General features: G+C 65.3%; 15 protein-coding genes. 6 read left to right on the top strand and 9 right to left on the bottom strand.

All coding sequences use genetic code 11. The annotated features are described in order from the left end of the window. Positions 1–20: 20 nt before the first annotated feature. Positions 21–3,917: a phosphoribosylformylglycinamidine synthase gene (purL, locus tag N7640_RS01235; protein ID WP_279903124.1), complete on the bottom strand. Its 3,897-nt coding sequence runs from the start codon at positions 3,915–3,917 to the stop codon at positions 21–23. 146 nt (positions 3,918–4,063) lie between these two features. On the opposite strand from purL, the gene mltF reads away from it, so the two are divergent. Beyond that, the gene (mltF, locus tag N7640_RS01230) at positions 4,064–5,536 is read left to right on the top strand and encodes a membrane-bound lytic murein transglycosylase MltF (RefSeq protein WP_279903125.1); all 1,473 of its coding nucleotides are present in this window, start codon (positions 4,064–4,066) and stop codon (positions 5,534–5,536) included. On the opposite strand, the gene N7640_RS01225 is transcribed toward mltF, so the two are convergent. The 8 genes from N7640_RS01225 to N7640_RS01190 form a co-directional block, all read right to left on the bottom strand. Continuing rightward, complete coding sequence (locus N7640_RS01225) at positions 5,537–5,977, bottom strand: hypothetical protein (protein ID WP_347815585.1); 441 nt, start codon at positions 5,975–5,977, stop codon at positions 5,537–5,539. Between the two features lie 227 nt (positions 5,978–6,204). Next, entirely contained in the window at positions 6,205–7,269 is a 1,065-nt protein-coding gene (locus N7640_RS01220; RefSeq protein ID WP_279903126.1) for a hypothetical protein, read from the bottom strand. Between the two features lie 332 nt (positions 7,270–7,601). Then, positions 7,602–8,087, bottom strand: coding sequence for a tRNA adenosine(34) deaminase TadA (gene tadA, locus N7640_RS01215; protein WP_279903127.1), 486 nt, complete (start codon positions 8,085–8,087; stop codon positions 7,602–7,604). Continuing rightward, a complete protein-coding gene (locus N7640_RS01210; protein ID WP_279903128.1) occupies positions 8,087–9,457 on the bottom strand; it encodes a multicopper oxidase family protein in 1,371 nt (456 codons plus the stop codon). The genes tadA and N7640_RS01210 overlap by 1 nt, the downstream gene beginning before the upstream one ends. A 132-nt stretch (positions 9,458–9,589) precedes the next feature. Then, a complete protein-coding gene (locus tag N7640_RS01205; RefSeq protein WP_279903129.1) occupies positions 9,590–11,167 on the bottom strand; it encodes an iron ABC transporter permease in 1,578 nt (525 codons plus the stop codon). Position 11,168: 1 nt separating this feature from the next. Then, positions 11,169–12,188 carry an extracellular solute-binding protein gene (locus N7640_RS01200; protein ID WP_279903130.1) on the bottom strand — a complete coding sequence of 340 codons (1,020 nt, stop codon included), beginning with the start codon at positions 12,186–12,188 and terminating at the stop codon, positions 11,169–11,171. 99 nt (positions 12,189–12,287) lie between these two features. Beyond that, on the bottom strand, positions 12,288–12,902 hold the full coding sequence (locus N7640_RS01195) for a LysE family transporter (protein ID WP_279903131.1): 615 nt from the start codon (positions 12,900–12,902) through the stop codon (positions 12,288–12,290). Positions 12,903–12,941: 39 nt separating this feature from the next. Beyond that, positions 12,942–13,334, bottom strand: coding sequence for a GFA family protein (locus N7640_RS01190; RefSeq protein ID WP_279903132.1), 393 nt, complete (start codon positions 13,332–13,334; stop codon positions 12,942–12,944). A 199-nt stretch (positions 13,335–13,533) separates the two neighbouring features. Between N7640_RS01190 and N7640_RS01185 the strand changes: the two genes are divergently transcribed. The 5 genes from N7640_RS01185 (at position 13,534) to N7640_RS01165 (ending at position 19,416) form a co-directional block, all read left to right on the top strand. Then, positions 13,534–14,214, top strand: a complete 681-nt coding sequence (locus tag N7640_RS01185; protein WP_279903133.1) for a Crp/Fnr family transcriptional regulator — start codon at positions 13,534–13,536, stop codon at positions 14,212–14,214. Positions 14,215–14,344: 130 nt separating this feature from the next. Then, positions 14,345–15,910, top strand: a complete 1,566-nt coding sequence (locus tag N7640_RS01180) for a long-chain-fatty-acid--CoA ligase (RefSeq protein WP_279903134.1) — start codon at positions 14,345–14,347, stop codon at positions 15,908–15,910. A 68-nt stretch (positions 15,911–15,978) separates the two neighbouring features. Beyond that, positions 15,979–16,767: a crotonase/enoyl-CoA hydratase family protein gene (locus tag N7640_RS01175; RefSeq protein ID WP_279903135.1), complete on the top strand. Its 789-nt coding sequence runs from the start codon at positions 15,979–15,981 to the stop codon at positions 16,765–16,767. Positions 16,768–16,848: 81 nt separating this feature from the next. Beyond that, positions 16,849–17,634, top strand: a complete 786-nt coding sequence (locus N7640_RS01170) for an enoyl-CoA hydratase/isomerase family protein (protein WP_279903136.1) — start codon at positions 16,849–16,851, stop codon at positions 17,632–17,634. Positions 17,635–17,643: 9 nt separating this feature from the next. Further along, positions 17,644–19,416 carry an acyl-CoA dehydrogenase family protein gene (locus N7640_RS01165; protein WP_279903137.1) on the top strand — a complete coding sequence of 591 codons (1,773 nt, stop codon included), beginning with the start codon at positions 17,644–17,646 and terminating at the stop codon, positions 19,414–19,416. The last annotated feature ends 9 nt before the right edge of the window (positions 19,417–19,425 follow it).

Below are 19,425 nucleotides of genomic sequence, written 5' to 3'. Positions count from 1 at the left end.
ACGGGAGAGGGGCGGCGCGATCAGTCGACCCAGACGCGGGCGTTGCGGAACATGCGCAGCCAGCCGCCGTCTTCCTGCCACTCGTCCGGGCGCCAGGAGTTCTGCACGGCGCGGAACACCCGCTCCGGGTGCGGCATCATGATGGTCACGCGGCCGTCGCGGCTGCACAGACCGGTGATGCCGCGCGGCGAGCCGTTCGGGTTGGCCGGGTAGGTCTCGGTGACCTTGCCGTGGTTGTCGATGAAGCGCAACGCGACCGTGCCGGACAGGTCGGCCTCCAGCAGCGCCTCCTCGCTCTCGAACTCGGCATGGCCCTCGCCGTGGGCGATGGCAATCGGCATGCGCGAACCGGCCATGCCCTGAAGGAAGATCGACGCCGATTCCTGCACCTGGACCATAGCCACGCGCGCCTCGAACTGCTCCGAGCGGTTGCGCACGAAGTGCGGCCAGAACTCGGTGCCGGGGATCAGCTCGTGCAAGTTGCTCATCATCTGGCAGCCGTTGCACACACCGAGGGCGAAGCTGTCCTTGCGTGCGAAGAAGGCGGCGAAGCCATCGCGGGCGCGGCTGTTGAACAGCACCGACTTGGCCCAGCCCTCGCCGGCGCCGAGCACGTCGCCGTAGGAGAAGCCGCCGCAGGCCACCAGGCCCTTGAACTCGTCCAGGCTGACGCGGCCGGCGAGGATGTCGCTCATGTGCACATCGATCGCGCTGAAGCCGGCGCGGTCGAAGGCCGCGGCCATCTCCACCTGGCCGTTGACGCCCTGCTCGCGCAGGACCGCCACCTTCGGCCGTGCACCCTTCTTGATATAGGGCGCAGCGATGTCCTGGTTGACGTCGAACGACAGCTTGGTCGACAGGCCGGGGTTGTCCTCGTCGAGGATCAGGTCGAACTCCTGATCGGCGCCGTCGGCGTTATCGCGCAGGCGCTGGATGCGGTAGCTGGTCTCGGCCCACTGACGCTGCAGCAGGCGACGCTCTCCGCCGAACACCGGCGCGCCGTTGAAGCTGATGGCCACATCGCCGCCGTTGACCGGCTGGCCGATCACGGCCACGCAGTCGTCCAGGCCGGCGGCGCTGAACTGGGCGAGGATTTCCGGAGTGGCGTCCTGGCGCACCTGGATCACCGCACCCAGCTCCTCGTTGAACAGCACGGCGGCCAGCTCGGAGGCGTCGTCGGCCAGGCCGTCGAGGAACAGGTTGAGGCCGCAGTGGCCGGCGAAGGCCATTTCCAGGGCGGTGGTCAGCAGGCCACCGTCGGAGCGGTCGTGGTAGGCCAGGATGTGGCCGTCAGCGTTGAGGCCCTGGATCACGGCGAAGAAGGCCTTGAGGTCTTCGACATCGTCCACGTCCGGCACGGTCTGGCCGAGCTGGGCGTAGGTCTGCGCCAGGATCGAGCCGCCCATGCGGTTCTGCCCGCGGCCGAGGTCGATCAGGATCAGGTCGGTCTCGCCCTTGTCCAGGCGCAGCTGCGGGGTCAGCGATTGGCGCACGTCCTGCACCGGGGCGAAGCCGGAGATCACCAGCGACAGCGGCGAGGTCACGCTCTTGTCGACGCCCTCGTCCTGCCAGCGAGTCTTCATGGACATGGAGTCCTTGCCCACCGGGATGGTGATGCCGAGCGCCGGGCACAGCTCCATGCCCACGGCCTTGACCGTATCGTACAGGCGCGCGTCCTCGCCCGGGTGACCGGCGGCGGCCATCCAGTTGGCGGACAGCTTGATGTCGGAGAGTTTCTCGATGCGCGCGGCGGCCAGGTTGGTGATGGTCTCGCCGACCGCCATGCGGCCGGAGGCCGGCGCGTCGAGCAGGGCCAGCGGGGTGCGCTCGCCCATGGCCATGGCCTCGCCGGTGTAGACGTCGAAGCTGGTGGCGGTCACGGCGCAGTCGGCCACCGGCACCTGCCACGGACCGACCATCTGGTCGCGGGCGACCAGGCCGGTGATGGTGCGGTCGCCAATAGTGATCAGGAAGCTCTTGCTGGCCACGGCCGGGTGGCGCAGCACACGGCTCACGGCTTCGGTGATGTCGACGCCGGCGGCGCTGAAGTCGTCGCCCTGCTCCGCTTCGCGGGCTACGCTGCGGTGCATGCGCGGCGGCTTGCCGAGCAGCACTTCCAGGGGCATGTCCACCGGCTTGTTGCCGAAGTGGCTGTCGGAGACGGTCAGGTGCGGCTCGGCGATGGCCTCGCCGACCACCGCGAACGGGCAGCGCTCGCGCTCGCAGATGGCCTTGAAGCGCTCGAAGTCGGCGGCGTCGACCGACATCACGTAGCGTTCCTGGGACTCGTTGCACCAGATTTCCAGCGGGGCCATGCCCGGCTCGTCGTTGGGCACCGCGCGCAGCTCGAAGCGACCGCCGCGACCGCCATCGTTGATCAGTTCCGGCAGGGCGTTGGAGATGCCGCCGGCGCCGACGTCGTGGATGAACTTGATCGGGTTGTCGGCGCCCAGCTGCCAGCAGCGGTCGATCACTTCCTGGCAGCGACGCTCCATTTCCGGGTTGTCGCGCTGCACCGAGGCGAAGTCCAGGTCGGCGGAGCTGGCGCCGGTGGCCATGGAAGACGCGGCGCCGCCGCCCAGGCCGATCAGCATGGCCGGGCCGCCGAGCACGATCAGCTTGGCGCCGACCGAGATCTCGCCCTTCTGCACGTGGTCTTCACGGATGTTGCCGAGGCCGCCGGCCAGCATGATCGGCTTGTGGTAGCCACGCACTTCCTCGCCGCGCGGGCTCTGCACGGCCTGCTCGAAGGTGCGGAAGTAGCCGTTCAGCGCGGGGCGGCCGAACTCGTTGTTGAATGCGGCGCCGCCCAGCGGGCCCTCGATCATGATGTCCAGCGCGGTGACGATGCGCTCGGGCTTGCCGTAGGGTTTCTCCCAGGGCTGCTCGAAACCGGGGATGTTCAGGTTGGACACGGTGAAGCCGGTCAGGCCGGCCTTGGGCTTGGCGCCGCGGCCGGTCGCGCCCTCGTCGCGGATCTCGCCGCCGGAGCCGGTGGAGGCACCGGGGAACGGGGCGATGGCGGTCGGGTGGTTGTGGGTCTCCACCTTCATCAGGATGTGAACCGGCTCCTGAGTCGCGCCGTATTCGCGGGTCTGCGGATTGGGGAAGAAGCGTCCGGCCTGGTGGCCGACGATCACCGAGGCGTTGTCCTTGTAGGCGGACAGCACGCCCTCACGGTGCAGCTCGTAGGTGTTCTTGATCATGCCGAACAGGGACTTGTCCTGGCTCTGGCCGTCGATGTCCCAGCTGGCGTTGAAGATCTTGTGGCGGCAGTGCTCGGAGTTGGCCTGGGCGAACATCATCAGTTCGACGTCGTGCGGGTTGCGGCCCAGCTCGGTGAAGCTCTTCACCAGGTAGTCGATCTCGTCCTCGGCCAGGGCCAGGCCCAGCGCGACGTTGGCCTGCTCCAGCGCGGCGCGGCCGCCGCCGAGCACGTCTACGGCGGTCAGCGGCTTGGGCTCGGCGTGGCTGAACAGGCCGGCGGCCTGTTCCAGCGCGCCCAGCACCAGCTGGGTCATGCGGTCGTGCAGCAGAGCGGCGACGGCCTGGCTGTCGGCCTCGCTCAGCTCGCCGGCGACGTAGTAGGCGATGCCGCGCTCCAGGCGCTCGATCTTGGCCAGGCCGCAGTTGCGGGCGATGTCCGTAGCCTTGCTCGACCAGGGCGAGATGGTGCCGAAGCGCGGAATGACCAGGAACAGCCTGCCGGCGGGCTCCTGCACCGGCACGCTCGGGCCGTACTTCAGCAGCCGGGCCAGCACCTGCTCTTCGTCGGCGGTGAGCACACCGGTCACTTCGGCGAAGTGCGCGAACTCGGCGTACAGCCCGGTCACGGCGGGGACCTTGGCGGTCAGTTGCGAAAGCAGTTTGCCGTGGCGGAAGGCGGAGAGAGCGGGCGCGCCGCGCAGGATCAACATCGTGAACAGCCTCTGGGAAGGGGTGTGCTTGGAGGCCGTGCATTCTAGCCTAAAGCGCCGCGCGACGGCACACCCATGCCGCACTAGCAAAGCGCCGGAAATCTGTCGAGATATGGCGCCCACCGGGCTTTGCGTATACTGCGCCGATGTTTGCCCACATCGCGTTGCGCATTCGCTCGACCGCCTCCCTGTTGGCGACCGTTATCCTTCTGATGCTCGCGGGCTGCGACGGCTCCGTCGCCAAGCAGCCCAGCACCCTCGAGCGCGTGCAGGAGGAGGGTGTGCTGCGCGTGATCACCCGCAACAGCCCCACCACCTACTTCCAGGACCGCAGCGGCGAGACCGGCTTCGAGTACGAGCTGGCCAAGCGCTTCGCCGACAGCCTGGGCGTCGAGCTGAAGGTGGAGACCGCCGACAACCTGGACGACCTGTTCATCCGCCTCAACCAGCCGGGCGGCCCGGTGCTGGCCGCCGCCGGCCTGGTCTCCAGCAGCGGCCGCCGGACCCAGGCCAACTTCTCCCGCCCCTACCTCGACGTCACCCCGCAGGTGGTCTACCGCGACGGCCAGCGCCGCCCCACCCGCCCCGAGGACCTGGTCGGCCGGCGCATCCTGGTGCTCAAGGGCAGCAGCCACGCCGAGCAATTGGCCGAACTGAAGAAGACCCTGCCGGAGCTGCAGTACGAGGAATCCATCGACGTCGAGGTGGTGGACCTGCTGCGCATGGTCGACGAGGGCCAGGTGGACCTGACCCTGGTCGACTCCAACGAACTGGCGATGAATCAGGTCTACTTCCCCAACGTGCGCGTCGCCTTCGACCTGGGCGAGGCGCGCAGCCTGGGCTGGGCGGTGGCCGCCGGCGAGGACGACAGCCTGCTGCGCGAGGTCGACCACTTCCTCGCCCTGGTCCAGGAGAACGGCAGCCTGCAGCGCCTCAAGGAGCGCTACTACGGTCACGTCGACGTGCTCGGCTACGTCGGCGCCTACACCTTCGCCAAGCATCTGCAACAGCGCCTGCCGCGCTACGAGCAGCACTTCAAGCAGGCCGCCGAGAAGCACAAGGTGGACTGGCGCCTGCTGGCCGCCATCGGCTACCAGGAATCCCTCTGGACCGCCGACGCCACCTCCAAGACCGGCGTGCGCGGGCTGATGATGCTGACCCAGAGCACCGCCCAGGCGATGGGCGTGGTCAACCGGCTCGACCCCCGACAGAGCATCGCCGGCGGCGCCAAGTACTTCACCCTGGTGCACAGCGGCCTCACCGAAGACATGAGCGAGCCGGACCGCACCTGGTTCGCCCTGGCCGCCTACAACATCGGCATCGCCCACCTGGCGGACGCCCGCAAGCTGGCCCAGGCCGAGGGCCTGGACCCGAACAAATGGCTGGACGTGCAGAAGATGCTGCCGCGCCTGTCGCAGAAGCGCTGGTACAGCAAGACCCGCTACGGCTACGCCCGCGGCGGCGAGACCGTGCACTTCGTGCGCAACGTGCGCCGTTACTACGACATCCTCAACTGGGTGACCCAGCCCCAGCTCGAAGGCACCCGGGTCGCTGAGAGCGGCCTGCACGTGCCGGGCGTGGACAAGACCAAGCCCAAGGAAGAGCAGAACCCGCTCTGACTAGAGCACTTTCTGGTTGCTCTTGGCGCAGTGACTGATGGCCTGCCGGGCGGCGGGCAGGGCGCGGTAGGCGCCCATGCAGGCCGCCATGGTGTCCATCCGGCGCACGGTCATGCTCGACTGTTCGTCGACGCGGATCAGGTAGGGGTGGTCATAGCGCGCGCGGTCGAACCAGGGCTGGATGTCCTGGGTGCCAGTCACGCAGCGGTACTGCATCTGCACGCTGAAACCCTGCATCCTGTCTCGACGCAGGATGTGGTGGTATTTCAGCCAGTCGCCATCGCGCTGGCCCTGCCGGAGCGCCTCGCGGCAGGCGTCGAGGCTGGTGATATCCGCTTCGTGAAGGAAGATGCTCTGCGCCAGGTTGGAGTCGTTCAGGCCGGCCGTGGCCAGGAGATAGACCTTCTCTTCGGCCGCCTGGGCCTGGAGGCCGAACAGCATCAGCGACAACAACACTCCCTGTTTCACAGGCGAATCTCCGAAATGTCCGAGGTGCGCGCAGCCTAGCAGCGAGCCGCTTCGCTGCAAAGCGGTTCCAGGTCAATCCAGACTGGGTTATTTACAGCACTGTAACCGAGTCGACTCCAAGCGCTCCCGCACATACCGCCCCTGGTTTCATAGGTAGTCAGTGGCATCCAGCCACTGACTACCAAAGCTAATGGCACCAACTAATTCGGAGCATGCACGTTAAATACCATGAACTCCTCTATCGAGGCCCCCATGGACATGTTATTTGCACTTCCTGCAACGTTGGCAATTTCCATCCCAGTCCAGGCCGCCGTCATGAAATAGTCAGCAGGATTCAAGGATAGGCTAGAACCATGCTGATTTCTTATATCCCGAAGGGCCAAGGCAAATTTCTCATAAGGTATATGAATCCTTACCCAACACTTATTACCGTAGACAACATTCTTCTGAGCCTTACACACAGGCTCAACAAAAGGGGAAACATCTATATACTTTGACTTGACGCTCAAAGGAGCCGACACAAACGACAGATGCGTATCGCTACCGATATAGTCTCCACCATACACGCACCCAACAGGTCTGCTTTCGTACAGATTCACACCAAAGTCGATAAAGGTATTCGTGGTGATATCCTTGAATCTGAAACCAAATCCAAGCTGCCCCGAGGGGGTCATTTCACCCTGGCACTTGGGAGCGCCACCCGTATTAACCCATGGCACGCCTACCGTTGCCTGAACAGTAAGAATGTCTGCCTGATTGGCAAAAGTCTGTCGGATCGGATTGAATGCCAAACCATACTGAGCATTTGGGCCTCCGTCATTCATCGTATGACTCGGCTTCCATGTGTGCGAGTTGATCATGATACCAGCTGCCGTGCCTTTGAGCTGGAAGGCCGTACTGCCATTGGCGTCATCATCCACATATCCGCGCTGCCATTTGGCCCGGTTAGCTGGCGTGCCGGCATCCCCTCCCAAATCAACCGATGTATAGCGAGAGACCTGATACCCCACGCTCACAGGCAGCATCTCGAAAGGATCGGCCGGCTTACTTCTAGGACCTAAATTCCTTGCAACCAGATAAATATTATTGTCAGCAGGGTTTCCCCAGGCAAGTATACGACCAGACACCTCCTGCTGACTTATCTGCTGCGGCTGAAAGTAGACCTTTGTTATGACCGCCCTCGAATAATCTTTAGCGGACAGGTCGAAGCTTGCAACTGCAAGCAGGAGAAGGCTTTTCTTCAAAGACGGTTTCATTTTTTGCATATGTCATCCTTAGCATATGTATACCCTGCCAGCACCGCACATCCAAGCGTGTGGCTCGAGCGGAGTTAACCTCCGCGGGCATAATAGCTCCACACGAACCATTTTGAAATAAACATGAGAAATCACCGGCATCACTGACATCAACATGCTACCTCGGCGTGAAATTCAAGAATATATTTTTAGATAGCAACGTCAGGCCAAGGCGAAACAAGGGGCAGCCCCGAAGAGAGGCGTGCACTACGGAATAATACTGCGTGGCCAATAAACTCTAGCCATCTGACCATCCACACTCAAAATTAGGGCTTTACCCCAATCAATGACGGAACCTTGTCTCAGTCGGCAGATTGACGCCGGGCTCGAAAGAAACTTCTCAGCAGTTCACTACTTTCCTCCGAGCACACGCCGCCCTCGATCAGCACCCGGTGGTTGAGGAAGGTCTGCTCGAAGAACTGCCCGCGGCTCACCGCCACCCCGGCCTTGGGCTCGGTGGTGCCGTAGACCACTCGGGCGATGCGCGAGTGCACGATCAGCCCGGCGCACATGCTGCACGGCTCCAGGGTCACGTACAGGGTGCTGCCGGGCAGGCGGTAGTTCTGCGCGGCCTGGGCGGCCATGCGGATCGCCACCATCTCGGCGTGGGCGCTGGGGTCATGGGTGCCGATCGGGCAGTTGTAGCCGCGCCCCACCACCTTGTCGTCCTGCACCAGCACCGCGCCCACCGGCACCTCGCCGAGCGCGGCGCCCTGGCGGGCCAGTTCCAGGGCCTCGCGCATGAAGCGCTCGTCCTGGCTGCGGTCGATGATTCGCGGCTGGCGCATCACACCACCTCGATGGCGGCCATCAGGCCGGTCTCCATGTGGTCGATCACATGGCAGTGGAACATCCACACCCCCGGATTATCGGCGACGAAGGCGATGCGCGCCGTCTCGTTCTTGCCCAGCAGGTAGGTGTCGGTGAAGTACGGCACGATGTCGCGGCGGTCCGAGTCCAGCACCTTGAAGGCCATGCCGTGCAGGTGGATCGGGTGCTGGTACTGGGCCATGTTGCGCAGCACGAAGATGTAGTGGCCGTCCTTCTTCAGGCTGGCGATGGGCCGGTCGGCGCAGGTCTTGTCGTTGATATCCCAGGCCTGGCCGTTGATCTGCCAGTACTTGTAGCTGCCGCCCTTGCTCACGTCGCCGGACAGCGCCGCCGCCCACTCGAAGTTGAAGCGCAGGGTATCGGCGCGGGCCAGGTCGGGCTCCGGCAGCGGGTTGGCCGGCAGCGCCGACGGCCAGTCGCCGGCAGCGTCGGTGCTGGCCACGCCCTTGATCGTCGCCAGGCGCAGCGGACCGTTGCGCAACGGCAGTTCCTGCCCCGCCGGCGGCACCTTCAGCGCCAGGTCGATGCGCATGCCCGGGCCCAGCCAGTACTCCTTGCCCAGCGGGCGCGGCGCGACCGGATTGCCGTCCAGGGCATAGATGCGCGCCTCGCCACCCGGCAGGTTGAGGCGGTAGGTGATGGTGTTGTCGACGTTGATCAGGCGCAGGCGCACCACCTGCCCGGCCGGCAGCTCCAGGGTCGGCAGTGGCTGGCCGTTGATGGTCGACAGGCGCCCGCGGGTGCCTTCGCGGGCGGCCAGGCGCGGCACCAGGAAGTCGGTGAAGGCGCCCTGCTCGTCGACGTGCCAGGTCTTCAGGCACAGGGTGCGCTCGTGGCGGAAGCCGGTCGGCTCGCGCTCCTCGACGATCAGCGGGCCGACCAGGCCGCGGCCGAGCTGCTCGGTGCTGGCGGTGTGCGGGTGGTACCAGTAGCTGCCGGCGTCCGGGCAGAGGAAGTCGTAGTCGAAGAACTCGCCGGGCTTGACCGGCAATTGCGACACATAGGGCACGCCGTCCATCTCCAGCGGCAGACGGATGCCATGCCAGTGGATGGTGGTGTCCACGTCCAGCTGGTTGATGAAGCGCACGCGCAGGCGCTCGCCCTGGCGACAGCGCAGCTCCAGGCCGGGCGCCTGGCCGCCGTAGGCCCAGGCCGGCGTCTTGTGGCCGGGCACCAGCTCCACGTCGAGCGGCGCGGCGATCAGTTCGTAGTCATGGGTCGCGACGTTCTCCGGGCGGCCCAGCCAGTAGCGCACGCCACCGGCGCCGAGGCCGACCACGCCGAGGCCGGCCAGGCCGGCGAGCACTTGTCTGCGGGTGAAGCTCATGATTCAGGCTCCTGAAGCGGTAACGGCACGGGCGCTAATCAGGTGTCGGGCGCGCCTCTGCGGGCACTGCCCCGGCGCGCACGATAGCGCGTCGGGCGGATCGCGGCGGCGGACAATTCGTCGCACCGTTTGTCAGGCGCCGCGCCGTGCATAGGCGCGGGTGGTCAGCAGATACACCGGCACCCCGGACACCAGCACGATCAGCGCCGCGTAGGGCGCCGCCCCGGCGTACTCCAGGTTGCCGGTGTGCGACCACACGGCGGTGGCCAGGGTGTCCAGGCCGGTCGGGCCGAGGATCAGGGTGGCGGTCAGTTCCTTCATGCAGTCGAGGAACACCAGCACGAAGCCGGCGCCAATCGCCGGGAAGATGATCGGCAGGGTGACCTTGAGGAAAGTCGCCAGCGGCGTCTGGCCGAGGGTGCGCGAAGCCTCCTCCAGCTGCGGCGAGGCCTTCTCCAGCGCCACGCGGATAGAGCCCTGGGCCATCGGCATGAACAGCAGCGCGTAGCACACCAGCAGCAACAGGGTGGTCTGGTACAGCGCCGGCACGTAGCCGAGGGCGAAGAACACCAGCGACAGGGCGATCACCAGCCCCGGCAGGGCGTGCAGCAGGTACGGCAGGCGATCGGCCAGCCAGGCCATGCGCCCGTGGTAGCGCACCACCACCAGGCACACCGGCAGCGCCAGCAGGCAGCTCAGCAGCGCGCCGCCGAAGGACAGCGACAGCGACGACCAGAGGGTGGAGAGGATGTCCGCCACCGGGAAGCTGGCCGAGCTGCCCTCGGCGATCCAGAAGCCGAGCATGGTCAGTGGCGTGCCGCAGCCCACTGCCACCAGCGCCAGCAGCAGCGCCTGCAACGGCCACCCCCAGGCCCCGAGGCGCACCCGCGCGGCCTGCCGCGCCACGCCCTGACCGGTGCGCGCGTAGCCGCGCCCACGCAGGCGGAACTCGCCCCACAGCATGATCAGGCACATGCCCAGCAGCAGCGCCGAGAGCATGGCCGCGTTGGTGTTGGAGAACTCCAGTTCGAACTGCTGGTAGATCGCCGTGGTGAAGGTCTGGTAGCGCATGATCGACGGCGCGCCGAACTCCACCAGCATGTGTACCGCCACCAGCAGGCTGGTGGCCATCAGCACCGGGCGCACCAGCGGCAGGGTCACGCGCCAGAAGATCTGCCGGCGGTTATAGCCGAGCATGCGCGCCGACTCCTCAAGCGCCGGGTCCAGGCTGCGCAGGGTGGCGGCCACCGGCAGGTACACCAGCGGATATTTCGACAGCACCATCACCAGCACCGTGCCGCCCAGGCCCTCGAACATCGGGCCGATGGAAATCCAGGTGAAGCCGGCGACGAAGGACGGGATGGCGAACGGCAGGCACAGCAGCACGTTCCACTGCCGGCGCCAGCGCAGGTCGCTGCGCTCGACCAGCCAGGCCAGTGCCATGCCGATCACCGCGCAGCCCACGGTGACCAGCACCATCAGTTTCAGGGTGTTGGCCAGCAGGCCGAACACGAAGGGCCGCCAGAGCAGGTGCCAGGCCTCGTGCCAGCCGGCCTGGACGGTGCGCGTCACCACGTAGAACAGTGGCAGCGCGGCCACCAGCAGCAGCGCCAATACCGGCAACTGCAACCACAACGGCGGCGCCTTGCGACGCCGGCCGCCGATGTGAGCCGGGGCCGGCAGCTCCTGCTCGAGCACATCCACCTGCATGTCAGTTCATCCCGGCTTCGCGCTGCAGGTCCAGGGCATCCTCGGCCAGGCCGATCTCGGCGGCGGTGATGGCCGGCGGCTTGAGCTGGTCGAACGGCCTGAGCAGCGGGTCGGCGGCCACGGCCTTGTTCACCGGGTATTCCGGCGACTTGCTCAGCACCACCTTCTGGCCTTCCTCACTGATCATGAAGGCGAGGAACTGCTGGGCCTCCTTCGGGTGCTTGGTGGATTTCACCACCGCCGCGCCGGAGACGCTGGCCAGGCCGCCGGCGTCGCCGTCGGCGAAGTAGTGCAGCTTGGACTTCAGCTCGCCCTTCTCGCGCTTGAGCGCCATCCAGTAGTAGCTGTTGATCAGCGCCGCGCCGACCTCGCCGTTCTCCACCGCCTTCATGGCGATGACGTTGTTGGTGTAGGTGGAGCCGAACGCCTTGAGCCCGACCAGCCACTCCTCGGCGGCCTCGCGGCCGTTGAGGCGGATCACCGCGGCGGTCTGGCCGACGAACTCGCCGCTGCTGGGCACGAAGGCGATCTTGCCGTCCCACTCGGGCTCGGCCACTTCCAGCACGCTCTTCGGCAGCTCGGCCTCGCTGACCAGCTCGGGGTTGTAGGCCAACACCCGCACGCGGGTGGTGATGCCCAGCCAGCGGCCCTGGTCATCCGACAGCTTGGGGTCGATCTGCGCGAGGGTCGCCGGGTCGACCTGGGCCAGCAGGCCCTGGCTCGCCAGCTTGACCAGCGGCGGCGCCTCCTCGGTGTAGATGATGTCGGCCGGCGAGCGTTCGCCCTCCTCTGCGATCTGGTTGGCCAGCTGGCCGCCGCCGCCCTTGCGGATCAGCACCTTGATGCCGGTCTTCTTTTCAAAGGCCGCCGCCACCGCCTTGCCGGTGGCCTCGTGCTGGCCGTTGTAGAGCGTCAGGGTCACCGGATCGTCGGCGCGCGCGCCACTGGCGAGCAGCAGGCCGCAGGACAGGACACCGGCGCCGATCACACGCGCCAGCCCGGTTACTCGATGTGCCGACATAAGCCACTTCCCTCTGAAACAAAAAGTTACCAGCGGGATTATACGGGCCAACTGCATCTGATTCTCAAGAAATGGCTGCGACAGATCGCGCAGCCCCGCTCAGCGGCTGAGCGCGAGCTTGAGGCCGAAACCGACCAGGCACAGGCCGGCCAGGCGCTCCAGCGCCTTGCCCAGCTGCGGCCGGGCGCGCATGCGCTCGACCAGGTGATGGGTCAGCAGGGTCATCGCCAGCCCGTAGAGGAAGGTCAGCGCCGCCACGGTCAGCGCCATCACGGCGAAGGTCAGCAGGCCCTGGTGCCGCGCCGGGTCGATGAACAGCGGGAAGAAGGCCATGTAGAAGACGATGGCTTTGGGGTTGAACAGGGTGATCACCGCGGTCTGGCGCAGGTAATGGCCGGCGCTGATGCTCACCGTCGGCGCGCTGCCCGGCCTGGCCAGCAGCATGCGCGCGCCGAGCCACACCAGGTAGGCCGCGCCCAGCCACTGCACGGCATGGAAGGCGGTCGGATAGGCCGCCAGCAGCGCGGCGACGCCGGCCACCGCCAACCACATCAGCACCTGGTCGCCGAGGATGATGCCGAGGGTCGAGGCCAGCCCACCGCGCACGCCACCCTTGCCGGTGGAGGTGATCAGCGCCAGGTTGCCCGGCCCCGGAATCATCAGCAGCACCACGAAGGCGATGACGAAAGCGCCGTAATCGGTGATCCCGAACATTGCATGTCTCCTGTTGCGTAGCGGATGGCGAAAGGCGGGCTATTCCTCGAAGCGGCTCGTGTCGTCGCGGTCGTGCTCGTAGCGTCTCGCCAGCTGAAATGGCGGCAGCCAGGACTCGCGGCGGACGGTCCAGCTCTCGTAGGTCGGCACGAACCGGTCGGGTTCGTCCAGGGTGCCCAGATGCACCTCGACCTCGTCCCCGCTGCGCGAGAAGACCGACGAACCACAGCGCGGGCAGAAGCACCGCCCGGCATAGTCGCGCGTCTCGCCCTCGATCACCACCGCCTCCCGGGGAAAGATCGCCGAGGCGTGGAACAGGGCGCCGTGGTGCTTGCGGCAGTCGAGGCAGTGGCAGAGGCCGACCCGGTAGGGGCGACCCGACGCCACGAGGCGGACGTCGCCGCACAGGCAACCACCGGTGAACCGTTCCATGCTGCGTCTCCTCTGCCGGCAAGGCGCCCAGTATGCCCGAAGGTGATGGGTGGCGGATTGACCGCCCATGGGGCCTTTGCTTAGATGATCCAAACCAAACGTTCGGTTTGCCTTGTTCACCCATGCCGGGCTGGCGCTGCCTTCCAGGCGTCAAGGGGCGGAGGTACCGGACCAGCCCCATCGAGGAGCCATGACGACCATGAGCGGCTTCAACTGGATCGCAGACCTCAGCCCCGAGACCCGACACGCCCTGCTGGCGAAGGCGAGGACCAGGGCCTTCGCCGACGGCACCACGATCTACCGGCAGGGCGATCCCGTCATCGACGTCTTCCAGATCGTTTCCGGGGAAATCCGCCACTGCATCCTGACCGAGGACGGCCAGGAAGTGCTGATCTACATCTACCAGCCCGGCGACCTGGTGGGGGACAGCTCCGTCTCGGACGGCGATCCCTCGCCCGTCACCGTCATCAGCCGTGGCCCGGTGGAGTTGCGCGCCTGGTCGGCGAAGGACTTCTCCGAGATCCTTGCCGCTCATCCGGAAGCGGCATCGGCGGTCAGCGCGCAGCTGAGCCGGCGGCTCCGGGGCGCACTGAGGCTTCTCGAGGAAAATCTGACACAGCCGGTCCCGGCCAGGGTCGCCTCCCGCTTCCTCTGGCTCTGCGACGCGCGCGGCGGCAGCCATGAATCCGACCTCGCCCTGTCCCAGGCCGACATCGCGCTCATGGTGGGCTCCACGCGACAGAGCGTGAACCGGGTTGTCACGGAGTTACGTCATCTGAAGTTGATTGAAACCGATTACGGCAAAGTCACGGTGAAAGACCCCGAAGGCCTCAGACGCTACATCAGCGAGCATCAGCGACTGGCCCGCGCCAGCCAGTAGCGCCGAAAAAACCTGCAGAAAAACCAGAGAGTGTCTTCTGGCAGACGTTGTTGATTCCTGGCTTCCCCTAGGATCGCCCCCTGAAAGCGCACCCAAGAACAATCAAGGCGCTTGTCAGGAGAATACGTCGATGGCTGAGATGACTCTGGCTGACGTTGCCCGTGCAACAGAAGCCTTCCACCCTGATCGCACGTCCCTGGTATTTGGCAGCAGGTCAACCACCTACGCCGAACTGGATGCGCGAGCCAACCAGGTTGCCAACGGCCTGTCGGCATTCGGCACCACCGATCAGGAGCGCATCGCGATCCTCGATCAAAGCAGCGACCAGTTCTATGAAGTCTGGCTGGGCGCGGCACGCGCCAACCTGGTCCTGGCTCCGCTCAACATCCGCCTTTCCGCACCTGAAATCGCCCAGATCCTGTCCGACTGCCTGCCGCGCGTGGTCTTCTACGGGCCGGCCTTTACGGATCTGATCGAGCGGATCAGGCCACAACTGGGCTTCGTTCAGCACTTCATCGCCATGGGGGATGAATACGCGGCCTGGCGCGCTGCGCAGTCGGCAGCTCCCGCGAAGTCGACGATGCAACTGACGGATGACTGCTTCCAGCTCTATACCAGCGGCACAACCGGTTTGCCGAAGGGTGTCCGGCTCACCAGCGAGAACATTTTCACGGCACCGCTCGCCTCGCTCGTGACTGGAGGGAACAGCCCCTACGGGCAGATTGGCCCGGATGACGTAGTGCTGCTGTGCCTCCCGAATGCCCATGTTGCCGGCTCTCTCCTCGGTATCTTCGGCCTCGCCATGAGGGCGCGAATAGTCACGGTGGGTGAATTCGTCCCTGCCGAGATTGCAGAAATCATCGAGCGCGAACAGGTCACCATGACCGTCATGGTGCCGGTGATGATCCGCGGCCTGATTGCCGCCATGGCCCAGACCGGCCGCAGCTGCGGAAGCCTCAAGACGATCATCTATGGCGCCGCGCCAATGGCCACTTCGCTACTTCTGGAGGCCATGCGGGCTCTGCCCCATACAGGATTCGGACAGATCTACGGCCTCACCGAAACCTCGGGGCCGGTCACCTACCTGACCATCGATGACCATCGGCAGATCGCGGCCGGCAACGACGACCTGGCTCTTTCATGCGGAGCGGCCACCGGGGGAGCCGAGATCCGCATTATCGATGTGTATGGCCAACCGCTGCCCGCTGGCGACATTGGTGAAATCACCTGCCGCACAGTGCAAGTGATGAAGGGCTACTGGAACCGCCCAGACGATACTCGCGCAGCCATTCAGGATGGCTGGTTTCACACCGGCGACATGGGTTACGTGGATGAGAGGGGCTACCTGTACATCTACGACCGCAAGCGGGACATGATCATTACCGGGGGCGAAAACGTGTACCCCGCCGAAGTTGAAAACATCCTCTACAGCCACCCCGCCATTGCCGATGTCGCCGTGATCGGCGTTCCCGATGAGCAATGGGGCGAGTCCGTCAAAGCCGTCGCCGTACTCAAGCCCGGGGCAGAGCTGACGGCCGCGGACCTCATCGCCCATGCCAGGGGCAAGGTCGCCGGTTTCAAGATCCCCAAGTCCGTCGACTTCGTGGAAGACCTTCCACGCAACGCCACCGGCAAGGTGCTGCGGCGTCTGATTCGCGCGCCCTACTGGAATGGCCATGAACGCGGCGTCGCCTGACTCCATCGGCGGCCCCTGCTTAGGCACCCAAATGTTTTTTACGCAGCCCCAGAGTGAGGATCAAGAACATGAGTGAAGAGAAAAAAGTTGGCGAAGTGCGCATGGTGGTCGCAGACCATATCGCCGTCATCTCGGTCGACAACGCAGCCAAGCTCAACGCCTTCTCCCCGGAGATGATCGAGCAACTGGCCGGGCATCTCACCACCGTCAACAACGACGACGATATCTGGGTCGCCGTACTGTGCCCGGAAGGCGAACACACCACCGCCGGCCTGGACATGCCGAAATTCTTCGGTCCGACAGCCACAGCCAAGCCGCTGCCCGAGGGCTGGGTCGATCCGTTCGGCCTCCATCACCGCTGCACCAAGCCGGTGATTTCCGTCGTCCATGGCAAGACCTACACGGTCGGCATCGAAATGATGCTCGCAGGCGACATCGTCATCGCCGCCGATACGGCCACCTTCTGCCAGATGGAGTCCAAGCGCGGCATCGCCCCGCTCGGCGGCGCACACTTCCGCTACCTGACCCGCACGGGCTGGGGCAATGCGATGTACCACCTGTTCCTCTGCGACGAGTTCGATGCCCGGCGCGCCCTGGAAATCGGCTTCGTGCAGGAAGTGCACCCCTTCGGCAAGCACAAGGAGCGGGCCATGGAGATCGCCCGGCTGATCTGCAAGAACGCTCCGATCGGCCTGCGCGCGGCAAAGGCAGCCGCCCTCAAATACCTCCAGGAAGGCGAGCAGGCAGCCATCGACTGCATCCCGCAGATCCAGAAGACCTGCTTCGCCTCGGAAGACTTCATGGAAGGCTTGCGTTCCTTCGCCGAGCGCCGCCCGGCCGTCTTCAAGGGCCGCTGATTTTCATCCTTCAACCACCCGCTGCCATGCAGCGGGACGCCATCGGCTTGCCCGATGAAACCTGCCAACGAGGAATTTCCCATGACCGTTAAATTCGAGATGGATGGTGCCCTGGCGATCGCCACTTTCTGCGACGGCCCGATGAACCTGCTGACCAGCAAATCCTTCCGGGGCCTGATGGAGACCGTCGATCAGGCCGTCGAGGCCAAGGCCCGCGCCTTCCTGACCATCGCCGAAGGGGACCACTTCTGTGCCGGTGCCGACGTGATCGACAACTTCGCTGGCAGTGACGCCAACACCGCCCGCCGCGTGCTCGGCCGTTCCATCCCTGAGCTGCAGCGTTTTGAAAACCTGCCCTTCCCCACTGTCGTCGCCATCCGCGGCATGTGCCTGGGCGGCGGCTGTGAGATGGCCCAGGTCCACGACATCATCTTCGCAGGCGAGTCGGCCAATTTCGGCCAGGTCGAGGCCCGCATCGGCACCACCACCCTGCTGGGCGGCGCTCAGCGCCTGATCGCCCGTGTCGGCCTGGCTCGTGCCAAGGAAATGGTCTTCTCCGCCGGCATCTACGACGCCAAGACCATGCTCGAGTGGGGCCTGATCAACCGCGTCATGCCGGACGCGGAAGTGGAACTGAAGGCTCGCGCCTACGCCAGCAAACTCGCGAACGGCCCGACCGTTGCCTATGCCGCCTCCAAGCATCTGATCAATACCGCCGTGGCCCACGGGCAGGCCGCCGCCGACCAGCGCCTGCTGGACTCGGCCCCCGCGGTATACGCCTCCCGCGACATGATGGATGCCGTGGAGCGTTTCTCCAAAGAAGGTGCCCAGGTGCTCAACAAGGGCCTGACCTTCAAGGGCGAGTGAGGCGACTCCATGACGACTTATCGCGCTCCCGTAGGTGAATACCAGTTCCTGGCGGGTCATGTGCTTGCCAGAGAGTACGCTTCTGTCGCCGGCGAAGAGGCTTCGGTGGAAACGATGGGAACCGTGCTGCAGACGCTGGGCCAGTTCGCTTCGGACCGCCTAGCGCCTCTGATCGAGTCGGCAGACCGTGCAGGCTGTACGGTCACCGCCGATGGAGTGAAGGCGCCTACCGGTTACCACAGCGTCTATAACGACTTCGTAGCGGATGGCTGGGGGGCTCTGCACACAGCCATCGAGGACGGCGGCCAGGGTCTGCCGCTTCCTTTCGGCTTCGCATGCGATGAAGTGTTGAGTTCCGGCTCGATGTCCTTCGCGCTGTACACCTCGCTTCGCCTCGGCGTGTACTCGGTGCTGAAGAGCATCGGCTCGGACTATCTCAAGGAGACCTATCTCCGGCAGGTTGGCAGCGGTGCATGGAACGGCACCATGTGCCTGACCGAGCCGCATTGCGGGACAGACCTGTCGCTGCTTCGGACCACAGCGGTTCAGAGCGATGATGGGACTTATCGCCTCTCCGGCACCAAGATTTTCATCACCGGCGGCGATCATGATCTGACGCCCAATATCGTTCACCTGGTGCTGGCTCGCATCCAAGGCGCGCCTGCCGGCCTGGCTGGCCTTGGCTTGTTCATCGTGCCCAAGGTCCACGTCAACGCAGATGGCAGTCTGGGGGCGCGAAATGGCGTTACCTGCCCGCGGGTAGAAGAGAAGATGGGCATCCATGGCTCTGCCACGGCCGAGCTGTTGTTCGAGAATGCCCAGGGCTGGATCGTCGGTGCTCCAGGCGCCGGCCTGCCGGGCATGTTCAACATGATGAAGCTGGCCCGGATCGGTACTTCCTTCCAAGCGATTGGCGTGGCGGAAATAGCCAGTCAAAACGCCATTGCCTACGCGCTGGAGCGCATCCAGGGCCGCGATCTGGTGGGTGGCAGCAAAGAACCGCTTCCCATCGCCGAGCACCCGAACATCCGCCGCGAGATCGTGCGTATGCGTACGCTGACTTCATCGGCGCGCATGCTGGCCTTCATGACCTCCCTGGTCAACGAGCAGTCTCTCGACCAGGCCAATCCGGCCGTTCGGAAGAGTGCCCAAGTGATTCTGCCAGTGCTCATGTCCTGCTCGAAGGCCATCAGCAGTGAGATGGGAGTGGAGGTTGCTACGGCCGCCATGCAAACCCACGGCGGGCACGGCTACATCAAGGACACGGGCATCGAGGTCTTGCTGCGGGATGTGCAGATTCTGCCCATCTACGAAGGCACCAACGACGTGCAGGCCCTCGACCTGGTGCTGCGCCGGTTGGACGACGGCCGCCATCAAGCCATCGATGCAACCCTCGCATGGCTGCGCGAGCAGGTCGCTGAGTTGCCGGAGGATGGCCAGCACACCGAGTACGTGAAACGCACCCTCAAGTTGCTTAGCCGCATCGAGGATGTGGTGACAGCCCTGAAGGCCGATCTTCAACGCTCACCGTTCGCCGCGTTGCAGTGTGCGCGTGAATTCCTGGGGCTCGTGGGTCATGGCGTCATGGCCACCCTGTGGCTGCGGGCTCTCTCCACCCTGGACGCCACCGACCTACCCATCGATCACGTCGCGAAGCGTGCGCAGGGCCAGTTCTATTTCGCCTACCTGCTTCCGGATGCCGAGCTGCGCATTAGCCGCCTTGAGGCGGCGAGCGACATCGAGCAGGCCCTGAAGGCCTACCCCGTAAACCTCAACTTCTGACTGGAATCG

The organism is Pseudomonas sp. GD04015 (assembly GCF_029837675.1).
Lineage (GTDB): Bacteria > Pseudomonadota > Gammaproteobacteria > Pseudomonadales > Pseudomonadaceae > Aquipseudomonas > Aquipseudomonas paralcaligenes.
This window is presented reverse-complemented; position numbering and strand designations above follow the sequence as displayed.